The organism is Mesorhizobium sp. ZC-5, assembly GCF_025753855.1.
Lineage (GTDB): Bacteria > Pseudomonadota > Alphaproteobacteria > Rhizobiales > Rhizobiaceae > Neomesorhizobium.
Genome location: NZ_JAOWPT010000024.1, coordinates 15644 through 29017 on the forward strand (window position 1 = coordinate 15644; position 13374 = coordinate 29017).

5 protein-coding genes and 2 pseudogenes are annotated in these 13374 nt (G+C 57.1%); all 7 read left to right on the top strand.

Annotation, left to right across the window (positions count from 1 at the left end; translation table 11 throughout):
- Positions 1-834 precede the first annotated feature (834 nt).
- Entirely contained in the window at positions 835-8097 is a 7263-nt protein-coding gene (locus OHD58_RS29740; RefSeq protein ID WP_263807199.1) for a type I polyketide synthase, read from the top strand.
- A 519-nt stretch (positions 8098-8616) separates the two neighbouring features.
- The gene (locus OHD58_RS29745; protein WP_263807200.1) at positions 8617-9309 is read left to right on the top strand and encodes a 4'-phosphopantetheinyl transferase family protein; all 693 of its coding nucleotides are present in this window, start codon (positions 8617-8619) and stop codon (positions 9307-9309) included.
- Positions 9310-9786: 477 nt separating this feature from the next.
- A complete protein-coding gene (locus OHD58_RS29750; RefSeq protein WP_412177322.1) occupies positions 9787-10008 on the top strand; it encodes a hypothetical protein in 222 nt (73 codons plus the stop codon).
- A gap of 358 nt (positions 10009-10366) precedes the next feature.
- Positions 10367-11605, top strand: a complete 1239-nt coding sequence (locus OHD58_RS29755; protein WP_263807201.1) for an ATP-grasp domain-containing protein — start codon at positions 10367-10369, stop codon at positions 11603-11605.
- 549 nt (positions 11606-12154) lie between these two features.
- On the top strand, positions 12155-12574 hold the full coding sequence (locus tag OHD58_RS30875) for a group II intron maturase-specific domain-containing protein (protein ID WP_412177323.1): 420 nt from the start codon (positions 12155-12157) through the stop codon (positions 12572-12574).
- A 543-nt stretch (positions 12575-13117) separates the two neighbouring features.
- A pseudogene (locus OHD58_RS29760) lies at positions 13118-13249 on the top strand (diaminobutyrate--2-oxoglutarate transaminase); the annotation flags it as partial.
- 1 nt (position 13250) lies between these two features.
- Positions 13251-13374: pseudogene (locus OHD58_RS29765) on the top strand (ATP-binding cassette domain-containing protein); the annotation flags it as partial.

Below are 13374 nucleotides of genomic sequence, written 5' to 3' on the forward strand. Positions count from 1 at the left end.
TGGATGTTTGATCCCAGGCTGATCCAGGAGGCGATACCAGCGCGCTCAAACCAGGATCACAGGTTGGTCGAACTGGTGGCTTTGAACGTCGCAACCCTCCGAAATGGTTGAAGGATTCCTTGCCGCTCACGAGCAACAAAAATGTTGCAACACAACTCTGACTGATTGGCCCTTGTCCGCCGCGCCGGCCCAAGTCGTCCACCTATGAAGAGCGTAAGACCAAAGGACGGCGCGGGCGAGCCTTCGGCTGAAGGGCGCTTCTGCCGGCACGCCTCACCTGCGGCTGGTGCGATGACGAATATTGCAAACAATAAAAGTATATGCATTTCGCAAAATTATAACATAGTGATAGCAAATAGTTATAGCTAATTAATTTATATCGTAAAATTGTTAAGCGCAATTAAAATAACATTACAAAACTTTTGTCAACACGTCTTCCCGTCAGTGGTACACATAGTGTCGAAAGATTTAGCCTCGGGCCGAAGAAAGATCATCCCGATCGCGGATTGTCACTGGCTTATTTCGGAGAAAACGATGCGGGCGATGCCGTCTACACCAAGAATGCCGCGCTAGTCCTATGGATGGATCAGGTCGAGAGAGTGACATATGTTTCTGCTAGATACATCCCAGCCAAGCGACTTCCATTGGAGCCTTGCCGAGCGCTCCCGCACCCGTCGGCCGCCTCATCTTCGACGATCCATACGAATTCGGATGCGTCGTGGCTGTCAATGAGGCGAAGCACAAGCGTGTCGGCCTAATCATGAAACTTTCCGGAACCGCCTCCAAAAAGAGGCCTGTATTTCAAGCTGAATTGAAGTAGAGTAGTCTGAAAAAATGGAAAAAGTTTGCAATAAAAGCACGGCACTTCTGAGCATCGTGAAGAAATCACTTGACCCATCGTATCGCATAATTTGCTTTCCGCATGGCGGTGGTGGCGTCCAGTCGTTCCGTACCTGGTCTGGCTATCTCCCCGATGACGTTGAGCTTATTTGCCTGGATCTTCCCGGGCGCGGCAAACGGGCAGAGGAGGCTGCCATCCGCAGCATGGACGTACTGGTACCCATGGTCACTGAGGCGCTCCGCGGGTACAGCGACCGGCCTTTTGTTTTCTTCGGTCATAGCGTAGGTGCCCTCGTTGCTTACGAGATCGCCCGTTCCCTGGAGAAGGCCCGTCGGCCATCTCCCTTCCATGTTGTCGTGTCTGCTCACAAGTCGGCGGTTGTGCCGGCGGATGAGCCGCCAATGTATAGATACGTGGATGATAAGTTAACCGATGTGGTCCGGATCCTTGGCTTGGTCCCCAAGGAGACGCTGGCAAATGAGGAACTCCTGCATAACTTCATCTTGCCGCCGTTGCGGGCTGACTTCGAACTTGCGGAGACGTACGACCGGGACTTACCAACGCCTATCAACGCGACGATCACCGCAATGGGGGGAGTGCAAGACGAAACGATCAATGCCAATGACCTGGACGAATGGCGTCGGCTTACGACGTCGCGCTTCGCCCGGATTATGTTTGATGGTGATCACTTTTATACCCATTCCATGACGGCAGAAGTGGTATCTACCCTCCTACGTGAAGTTGGGGAGGTAAAGGCACAACTCCCAGTTTCCATTCGAATTGGCGAGGCCCTACCTTATCCCGAACTACCACTGCATGACCAGTTTCGCAAACAAGCGGCCCTCAAACCGGAGGCCCCTGCCGTCGTCTCAGAGATTGGGGTCTTGACGTACGGTGAGCTCGACGACCTGAGCGAGCTTCTATCCAGACACCTCCTCGGACATGGTCAGAGCCGAGGTTCCCGCGTGGGTATCCTAATGGATACTTCACCTGAATACGCCGTTGCGCTGTTCGGCATTCTTAAAACAGGGGCGGCTTACGTCGTGCTTGACAAAGCGCAGCCCATGGTCGCGCTACAGCGAATACTTGAGAAGGCATCTGTTGAAATCGTTGTCACCAACAACCGCTTCGCAGCTAACCTTCCGCCTGACTGGCCCGGTATTGTGCTGTCGCTCGATCAGGGTTGGGAAGTAAAAATAGGGACGCCCAGTCCGGCGACTCCCAAACCGGTAGATCTCGATGCGCCGGCCCAGATTGTATTTTCGTCCGGCACGACTGGTGAACCGAAAGGGGTCGTCTGCCCTCACCGTAGCGCTGTATCCTCTCACCAGTGGCGCTATTGCGCGCTGCCATACGCGCCGAATGAGCGTGAGGCGGTCAATCTCTTCTTGGTCTGGGAGATAATGCGGCCGATCCTCGCCGGGATTCCAGCCTATCTGATCCCTGACGAAACTATCTACGATCCGCACCAGCTGGTCGACTACCTGGAACGAAATCGAATTTCCAGAACATTCTTAACGCCTTCACTGCTTGATGTGCTTCTCAGCAGCGGTTCCTTGGATGTGCCCTCCCGCCTTCCGGATCTCCAAATGATCTATTTATCAGGGGAGGTGACAACAGCGGCGTTGCTTATACGTGTGAGGGATGCGCTGCCGCACGTCAGAATCATCAATTACTACGGCGCGGTGGAGGCACATGATGTCGCGCATATTGACTTGAGTGAGATTGATCCTGCGACAATACAAAAGGTCGTCCCGGTCGGTCCGCCTCAGCACAATGCCAGTGTCTATATCCTCGGGGAGCAACGCGACCCCGTACCACTGGGCTTTTTGGGCGACGTCTTTGTCGGCGGCGATGTCTTGGCTCATGGATATCTCGACAGCCCGGAGATGACACGCGAAAGGTTCTTTGCCGATCCATTCCGCGCTGATGGCAAGATGTTCCGCACTGGCGATCTTGGCCGCATGCTGTCCGGCGGCCAGTTGGAGATTATTGGGCGCTGCGCTTTCATGGTGAAGATCCGAGGATATAGCGTCGTCCCCGGGTCTATAGAAGCTGCTTTGCTTCGCTACTCCGGCGTCTGCTCTGCAGCCGTTGTGCCGGAGCTCGATCCGACTTCCGGTCAGTCTGATCGGCTGATCGCCTATGTAGTCTTGCGGAGTCAGTGGAAGGGGTGGCAGGCTTCTTTGCGGGCGCATCTGAAATCTGAGGTGCCGCACTACGCAATCCCGTCAGAGTTTGTTGCTCTGAGGGAATTACCCATTGCGGCCAACGGGAAACTTGATCGGTCGCGCCTCCGCAATGTCGCAGAAGCGGCCTGCACTCCAGCGACAGGTGCCGACGACGTCGAGGCGGCACTTCGCGCAGCCTGGTGCGACCTTCTCCAGGCCGAACCCGCTGATCCGACCGATAACTTTTTCGACTGCGGCGGACACTCCCTCCTGGCTGCCCGTCTCTGCACGCAGCTTCGTGGGAGTCTGAAGGTGGAGCTCCGGGTCGTGGAGGTCTTCCTCAACCCGACTTTTAACGAACTCGCGGCTCTTCTCCGCAAGCGCGGCGGCGAGCAGCGACGTCCCCCAAACCGGAAGCTCTCCAACACACCGAAAGTCTCGGCGGGCAGGGCTGATCTAAAGGCGTTCGACGGGCGACGCGGCCCCGGTATGGACATTGCGGTGATTGGTATGGCCGCGCGCTTCCCCGGCGCGGAGACGGTCGACGCACTCTGGGAAAACCTTTGCCAAGGGGTCTGCTCGATCGCCACGCTCTCCGCGCAGGAACTCAGGGCCCAGGGCATTCCGGAGGCTGTCCTGAAAAGCTCAGACTACGTGCGGGTGGGCGCCCACGTCAACGGTGTGGACCTTTTCGATCCGGATTTTTGGAGCCTTTCGAGTCATGAGGCAACTTTAATGGACCCACAGCATCGCCTGTTCCTCGAATGCTGCTGGAAGGCGCTCGAGTCGGCCGGATATGCGCCAACCCAGCATGAGGGACGGACCGGGGTATTTGCCGGTTCGTACCTCCCCCTCTACCTATTACACCATTTGAACGGAGGCGGCCTAGTCGATCCCGACAACGCTCCGCTCGCTTTGCTGACGGAACTCGGCAATGATAAGGACTATCTTGCCTCGCGCGTGTCCTACATGCTGAATCTCAACGGCCCGAGCATCGCGGTGCAAACCGCATGCTCAACAGGGCTCGTGGCAATCGGGGTGGCTGCTCAGTCACTCGCGGCCGGCCATTGCGACATGGCGCTGGCCGGCGCGGCGAGCATCATTTTTCCTCAAGCGGGCTACCAGTATGTCAAAGACTTCATCAATTCTTCGGACGGTGTGTGCCGAGTTTTCGATGCCGATTCCAGTGGCACGGTGATCGGAGATGGAGTGGGCGTCGTCGTTCTTAAGCGCCTCGAAGAGGCCCTCGCGGCGGGCGATCCAATTAAAGCAGTATTAAAAGGATGTGCCATTAACAACGATGGCCGCTCCAAAACGTCCTACTCAGCGCCTAGCGCGCGAGGCCAGACCGCTGTTGTGCGCCAAGCGCTCGCCTCCGCAGCACTCGGCGCTGAAGACGTGGAATACATCGAAACTCATGGGACTGGCACTAAGGTCGGCGACCCGATCGAGGTTCAGGCTCTTGCCGAGGCCTTCGCAGGGCAAGAGGAAACGGGAAACGCCTGTGCGCTGGGGTCAATTAAACCGAATATTGGCCATGCCAATGCCGCCGCCGGGGTCGCGAGCTTTATCAAAACAGTGCTCGCCCTTCAGCATGGGGTAATCCCCCCGACTATCAACATTAATCGACTGAATGCAGATTTGGGTCTGGAGAACACGCCCTTCTTCGTAAACGAGCAGCTTAGATCCTGGCCCCGTCCGCAGGGACGGCTGCGAACCGCCGGAGTCACCGGCCTCGGAATAGGCGGAACCAACTGCCATGTCGTGCTGCAGGAATGGGACAGCGACAACGCAAGGTCTTGGCCCGGATCGATCGCGCGGGGTTCCCATGCCTTGTGTCTATCCGCCAAGACGCCGTCAGCGCTAATCCGAGCTTGTCAGAACTTGGCTATATTCCTGCGGCGCAACCGGGATGTCGATCTCGGTAACGTTGCCCATACGCTCCGGATGGCACGATGCCATTTCGATTATCGAACCGTCATTGTGGCGCGCAACTTAGATATGGCCATCAAGAGGCTAGAGGAAGAAGCGGATCGAACGGCTAACCGAATTCTTTCCTCACCGTCGATTGCGTTCATGCTGCCGGGCGGCGGTGTCCAGCACGCGGGAATGTTCAAGGATCTGTTCGAACACGTTACTGACTTTCGCGAGCCGTTTTTGAAGTGTGCTGCCGCTACTCGCCCCATCCTGGGTTGTGAAGTGGAGGCATTGGTATTTGGGGAAACCGACGGTTACGCGAACGCATCGTTCGAAGAAATCAACGTCATGATCTTCTCCGTGCAATACGCCATGGCAAGTTTGCTGGAAGCGTGTGGCGTGCATCCCGATTACCTTGTCGGACACAGCATGAGCGAATACGTCGTGGCCACCCTAGCAGGCATTCTGAAATTGGACGACGCTATAGCCTTAATGGTTGCGCGCGGTCGCGCGATGGCGAATCTAGGTGTCGACGGCGCTATGCTTGCGGTCAGATGCAGCCCAGAGGAGGCTGAACGCATTCTCGAGGAGGACGCTTGGCGTGACCGGGCTGAAGCTGGGGAGATCAGTGTCGGAGTCGTCAACTCCAAATCCAGTGTCGTGTTTACCGGAAAGCGGGAACTGATTGAAAGACTTCATCAAGAGCTCGAAAAAGCAGAGGTTCCCAACCAGATCCTCAACACAGCTGGCATCCCCAGCCATTCTCCTTTGATGAAGCCGGCGGGTGAAACTATTGACGCACATGTCCGCGCGCTTGAGCGGCAAGCACCGAATTTGGCGATAGCTCTAAATTCAGGGGGATATCTGCACCGACCGAAAGTGCCCTTACCAGTGACCTACTGGAGTAGGCAAGCACGCGGATCGATCCGTTTTGACCGCGCTTTGTCGGCCATTGTGGCGGCCGGTGCAACTGCACTTATTGACCTTGGGCCGTCGTCGAATCTGGCGCGTTTCGCACATGAAGCGATCAATCCAGATGATGATGATGAGATCACAATTTCGGCAATTGTAGCAGCCGCACGAGACAAAAACGACCAAGAGTTCAACGACCGCCATGCCATTCTGGAATGTCTTGGGAAGCTATGGTCCTTGGGTGTAGAGGTGGATTGGAATCGAGCCAGTGATCAATTAGAACCCTTGGCATCCCGCCGGCGGATTTCCCTTCCGACATACTCGTTTGATCGCCACCGTTGCTGGCCGGATATCCAGTCTGCTGGTCCGCCGCTTCTGCCACACACGGACGAGCGTGAGCGGCGCAGGGGAGAGGCATTCACCTATGCCCAGACTTGGACAGAGCAATTGCTTCCCCGCACGCTGATCCGCAATTGCAATACAAAGACGCAGCGTTGGGTGGTACTCGCCGATCAGCCTTCCGGGAAACTGAAGTGCGTGGGCGACGCGCTGGCAAACAGCATCACGCAGCGATTGGAGGAGGCGAATCATGAGGTTGTTCGTGTTTGCCGACGAGTCAAATCATCGAACCCACCCATGAAAGCCGAGGGATCTATCATCACGATTGATCCTACCCGAGAAGGCCTGAAGGAGCTCTTCGAGGCCGAGATCGCCTCGGATCGTCCCGCTGACCGCGTTGTCTGCCTCTGGCACCTGAGCGGCTGCGCCGACCAGTCCCGGGATCCCGGTACAGTGGAGACTGATCTTTTGCGGAACTATGACGCTATACTCGATTTAGCGCGAGTTCTCGCTACCCTGACATTCCACACTCCGGTCGACGTCTGGATTGTCGGTGACCGGATGGCCCAAGTCGGTGACGAACCGGTTGATCCCGAAAAGGCTTGCATCTTCGGTCCCGCCATCGTGTTGCCCCAGGAGAACCCGACCGTCACTTGTCGTGTTGTCGACCTGAACATCGACGATCCGGGGATCAGCGATCGGCTGGTCGCTGAAATCGGGCGTGACGTGCCTGGTCCCAATGGGCTCGTCGCGCTACGCGGGAGCCGGCGGTGGGTGCCGCACTTCCCCGAGTTGGCGCTTGCCGCACAAGCTCCCGGAACGGAGATCCTGCGACGGAATGGCGTTTATGTGATAACAGGAGCTCTTGGGCGGATCGGTCTTTCCTTGACAGAACATCTCATAACTCTTGGGGCGACGGTCGTCGCTATAACCCGCCGTGCGGTGCCCGATGCTTTGGACTGGAAGTCCGCCAATGTCGAGGAGAATGGCTGGATGCGCCGATTGGCCTCGCTTGACGACGCAAGGGGCCGGGTGGTTCTTCGCGAGGCCGACGTGTCGGATTTCGACAGTCTGCTGGGTGCGCTCGATGCCGCGGTTCGAGAATTCGGACGGGTCGACGGTATTTTTCACGCCGCCGGACTGGGCCATTTGAAGTTCCTTTCAGAGATGAACGACACGACCTCTGCCGGTGAGTTCGCCACCAAAGTCGTGGGGACACGCAACCTTTACCGTGCGGTCCAGCGGATACACTCGGTATACGCGCAATCACCGGAGTTCGTGTTCCTTTTCTCGTCCCTTGCGTCCATCCTCGGCGGACCGGCGATGGCCGCTTATGCGGCGGCCAACAGGTTCATGGACGCTTTTGCGCGCCAAATGTTCGGCAAACCCGGTGTCCGGTGGATAAGTTCCAACTGGGATGACTGGGATTACTCCTACGACGAGGGGCAAGTGACTTCCGCTTACGCGTCGTCCAAAGCGAGGGATCTGGCACTGACTCCTGACGAAGGAATTGACATCATCGAGCGCATCTTGGCAAGCGTCGATAACAGCCAAGTGATCATAGCGACGCGGCCGTTGCCTCCTCGTATAAGGCAATGGAGCGAGCAAGGTCGGACAATTTCGAACTGCGGCCCGGACATAGACAACAAATCCTCGCCGAAAGAAGTCGGAAAGGTGAACGAGGACGCTCAAAGCGACGATCTGAAGGACGTCTTCCTCAGGGAAGTGAAATCGTTGTTGAAAGCCACGGAAGTAAGGTTCGAAGATAACTTCTTCGACCTTGGGGGAGATAGCCTTCTCGCCACAGCACTCCAACTTCGGTTAAAAAATAGCACCCGCTGGAGGCCGCCTCGACTGGATGAGATCTTTAAGGCAGAAAACTTTGGCGATCTCTACGAGCGAATCTGCCAGACATGACCGTCAGTCGCAATAGCCGCAGAAACGGCGGGAGCATCATGCCGTGCAATGCTATCTGTGACATCTGGCAAAGCGTGCGGACAGCTGCCCGCTGCACACCGACTGGACAATCCAGCAACGATCAACCCATCACGACCCGTTCGACTGCAAGGCCGACGGGGATTAGCCAGCTTCCCGGCACAGGCTGCACAGGCACATTCTGCTTCTCTCTTGGTTATTTCTCAATCACTCGGTCGCAGTTTGAAGACTACGGCCATCCCCATCTTCATTTCGGCGCGATTCCACAGCGTTGGTGCCTAGCGGTCGCGATCCTGATCTATGATGTCGGGCTGGCGTCAGAACGGGCCACATACTCCTGCCTTGGATCATCAATCGATCAAAATTGGGCAGATCACTGGGTCAACGGCGATGGTGTCTAGGCTGGGCCCTGTGGCGGCGAGCGCGGCCCCCCGCATGCGCGCCTCAGCCGTCAGGCACCTCATTGCTCTTTCTGCCCGTTCGCTTGGATTTCTTAGAGACGTGACCTTGCACGACACGGGATACGTCGATGCGGTTCTTGTGCATGGCCGGTTCGATTTCGAGAGCTACACCGAAGATCTGTTTCATAAGCTTGCCTTGGCCGTCCCTCCCAGCTTGTCCAAGGCACTACCGTTACGCCGTGCCGAATTTCTGGCCGGTCGCGCAATGGCGCACTCGGCCTTGCAGGCGCTGAGCCAACATACTACCGAGATTCCCATCGGTTCCGACCGCGCCCCAGTCTGGCCAAAAGGCTCTGTTGGTTCAATAACCCACGCACGGGGACATTGCGCCTGTTTCGCCAAAGGCGATCCAGGCTGGCAAGTCGGTGTCGACGTCGAGGCAATAGCCAGCGGCCATGCGCTGGAATCGATCCTGAGCATGACGGCTAACCAGTGTGAACGTGCCTTGATTGCACGACAGACGGCGATCCCTCCAGATCGATTGGCAACGCTGCTCTTTTCGGCAAAGGAAACACTCTTCAAAGGACTGTACCCGGTGGTGCGGCGCTTTTTTGGGTTCGACTGTGCTGAACTACGGACGACCCCTTCAGACGGATGCTTGCGGCTGCATCTAACACAAACCCTTTGCCGCGAGTTACCTGCGGGCGAATCCTATGACATCCGCTTCAATATCACCGCCGACCGGGTATTAACTTGGCTAGCCGTGCGTCGGGTACGAAGCAAGTGTGCTTAGCCGAAACGCATGTAAATATAGCGATCTCCCTTCTGCCTTATCTTTTCGAGGTAATCAGGTCCCCCGTGCGTGATTTTAGCTATGAACATCATAAAATCTGGGAGCCACCGCCACACCTGATATCCCTATTGGGGAGATGTCAAACCGGCATTTCTGCTAGCGATCGAGGCACAACGTCTTGCCTCCTGCTGAGTGGGTGCGGGCGAGCGCCAGCAGCTCCGGGCCAGAGACAGCCGATTCCAGCCGGCGGATCCTCAGCGCGGGCTTGTGCGGCGTCAGCGATACGCGTTTCAACGCCTTGCACTGCCCCAGACACAACCTCTCCACTTGCTGGAACATTGCCTCGCCCGGGGTCGTGCTGTTCCGCATCGAGCGGGCACAGGTCTGAACAGTCCCTTCTTGGAAGAAGGGGAAGTCCGCCCAACCGTCCGAGCCAAGTCGACGCAAAAGCGAGGGCGTCGCCGACCGGATCCGCTCATGAAGGTCACAGGCCAGTTGCGCGCGTGGTTCGACGAAGAGCCTTGGCGGACGAGCCGCGAATTACTGGTGTGTCTGCAGGCGGAGCAGCCGGGACAATATCTTGATCCGCCTCTGCGCACGCTGCAGCGGCGCTTGAAGATCTGGCGGAAGGAAAAGGCACACGCGATGGTGTTCGGCCCAATGCACGTGGAGCCGGCAATCGAGCTGATCGTGCATTGATCGAATCCCAGCCCAGGGGAACATTATGGTGAGGCAACGGAAAGATCGTTCGGGAGCATTCCAGGGTGAGGCAATACGTTCTCTCCCAGATCGACGCGCTATACGCCTCTGCGACTCGGCCGGCTGCGGCGTCTCCTGAGCATCGCAACCCTGCGAAATTCATCGAGACACTCCGTGCCAGACAGCCAGAATCAAAACACTGCAACAGATCCTTCAAACAAATTCACAGAAACTTTGTAACCCCACACCGCCAATAATAGTACCTTAAGCCAAAGTCTGAGGTCAGGCAAAGCTAAAAAGCTGATTCCGGCTTCGGCTTGGGCCGCCCCATCGCACTCAACCTCGGAGTTACCAGCCAATGGCAAGAAGAGCATTTATCCTGGTTGAAGGCCATCCAAGAGGTAATGGTCTGCGATACGTCCAAGCGGCCAAGCGTCTTGGTCTTCATGCAATTACCCTTTCGGCTGATCCAGCTCAGTACGACTATATTGCGGCGGAAAGAAGTGAGGCAATCCGTGTCGATACAGACGATCTCGATACGCTGATCCGCGAATGTTGCCAGCTACGTGCGGCGTATGACATTGCTGGCATCGCTGGCTTTGCGGGCGTCGACGAGTGGGTCTCTGCAACGGTTGGCAAGCTCTGCCGGCATTTCGATCTACCTGGACCGAACCCCGTATCCATCGAACGATGTTGTGACAAATTCGTTCAACGTCAGCTCCTCGCGGAGGGCGGCGTTCCAATGCCTGCTTATCGCTTGGCCGCGAATGCGACGGATGTAGAAAGCTCTGCCGCGGAGATGGGACTGCCGGTTATTGTTAAGCCAGCCGTCGGCAGCGGCAGCAGCGGTGTCCGTTTGTGCCGCAACGTCGATGAGTTGGCCGAACACACGACCTATCTATTGGGCGGGAAGCACATGTGGCGGTCATCGCCGAGGATACTGGTCGAAGAATTCGCACAGGGCCCATATTATCTCGCTCAGATAATGGGAAATGAGGTCATTGGGATTGAAGCCGGCGACCCGGGGCCGCTACCGCATTTTGTATTTTGTGCGAGCAGCTTTCCGGCCCAGCTGACTGATGAGGAACATGAGCGTATCGTCGATGTTTCTCTAAGCTGTTTGCGAGCTCTCGGCCTTGGGTGGGGGCCAACCTGCATTGAGTTCCGTTGGACAAAGCGTGGCCCAGTCGTCATTGAAGTGAATCCGCGTCTTGCTGGTACGCCCAGTCCTCAACTGGTTCAGCTGGCTTACGGTATCGATCTCATCGGTGAACACGTGAAGCTTGCCATCGGCGAGGAATGTAATTTGCGCAGACGGCATTCGCAGACTGCGAGCTCGCGGTTCCTACTGCCTGATCGCGATGGCATCCTCGATTGCATAGATGGTGACAGTCGGGCGGCTGGTGTACCAGGTGTTGCCGAAGTCAAATTCTATGTTGAACGCAAGACGCCGATCGTCAGGAACGGCGATTACCGAGACTGGCTCGGACATGTCATCGCCGCTTCGCCCAATCTTGCTCGGACCGAGGCGATACTTCAGCGTGCCGTCGACTTGATCGATTGGTCGATCACACCATTTTCGACGCTTGGCGAATAGGAACAAGCTGCAACCCCTCGTCTTCTCCGCAGCGTAGGTCGACGAGGATGCTTATCTTCGTTTGTGGGAACTTCCATCCTGTGGAGGACATTAAGGCGGCACTCGTGTGCAAGCGACAAGCGTTTTCTGGCCGATGTGTGTGACGCACTATCGGCGGGGGGCAGATTAGATCGTGCGCTCGGGGACGCAAGCAGATCCGAGTTCGCCAGGTTTGTGCGCGGACAGGCCCTACCCTAAATTCTCCATTGCCGGCAGAGTGATCGCGATATTTGACGGTGCTCAGCGCGACGGGGTGGGACGACAATTGCGCTACGCCATGTACACGCCTGCGCTACGCCATGTACACGCCGACTTCGACGTTCGTTGCCGACGCTGAGACGCGCGACCCGAGGCGAAGAGCGCGGTGGCGCGACCGGAGGAGCGGAAGTTCCTTGGCTTCAGCATCTCGAATGACGGGAGCGAGCGGCGCATCGCGCCAAAGGCTGTCGCCGAATTCAAGGCGCTGATCCGGGACATGACATGCCGGACACGGGACTCAGTCTGCCGCAGATGATCAAAGAGTTGAAGCCATACCTTATCGGTTGGGGCGGCTACTTCGGCTTCTGTCAGACGCCTCGAGTACTCACACATCTGGAAGCGTGGATCCGCCGGAGATCTACGCATGTATCTCTGGCGGCAGTGGGGGAACGGGCACAACCGCTTCAAGGAACCACGTCGTCATGGCGTACCAAAGTTCGGCTGCGGTTGCCGCCGGTTCACCGACGGGATTCTGGCGCATGTCAGGACACCCGGCGGTCCAACAAGCTCTGCGCAACCATTACTTCGAGTCTCACGGTCTCCCTCGACTTCATGTCTCTGCCCAAGCTTAATCCGATCGAACCGCCGTGGTACGGACCCGTATGCCCGGTGGTGTGGGATGGGCGGCGCCGCGAGGCGTCCCCCTATCCCGATCGAATCCCCAATCCTTAAATCGTAACCACGTCCTAGACCCAGTCTATTCCGGAGAGCGGGGTTGGGGTGCGTCTGGCGCCCAAGCCGAAGCGCTTCACTGTGCGCCAAGTCACCACCTTGCGTGCTGTCTAAGAACTGGTCGGTGGCGCTGTTCCTGAATTCGGTTTTGGGCTGCCGGATCGTGTCGCCATGTCGTCGCCACGCGCCGTCTTCACGGCGGTGAGAAACCTGGCCGTGATAGGGCAGCACCATCTGGCTCGGTGGCCCCGGCTAACCAACGTTATCTGGAGAGCGCGCACAATATGCTGCTCAAGATCAAATGCAAAATGCTCTATATCCAAGCTTTTTACGATATGTCCACTTTCACAAAGCTTTCGAAAAATAAACTTAACACAAAATATCTTTATGCGGCGCGAGGATTAGGGTAGGTTGGGGGTGCCCGTCTGCCGAAGACGACGTCTTAAACCCGGCAGCTTCTATCTTTGGTCCCCTCGACGGATCTGCGAACGCGGCCAAGAGGCATTTGCGGTCGAGTTCGGCCGGTTTGGGTTGAGGAAGATTATGGTTCAAGAGTGTACCTCCAACTCGCTATTTGCCTTCGAAAATCTCGAATCGAACGTGCGGTCGTATTCGCGATCCTTTCCTGTCGTGTTCAGGAAGGCCGCAGGAGCCATTCTCGGAGACGAGAATGGTTTCCACGGCGAAGGCCGAAGAGATGCTTCGTCTCGTCCGCATCGCGGACCCCGAGCGCCGCGTCAACAACTATCCTCACGAAATGTCGGGCGGGATGCGCCAGCGCGCCGTGATCGCCATGGCTC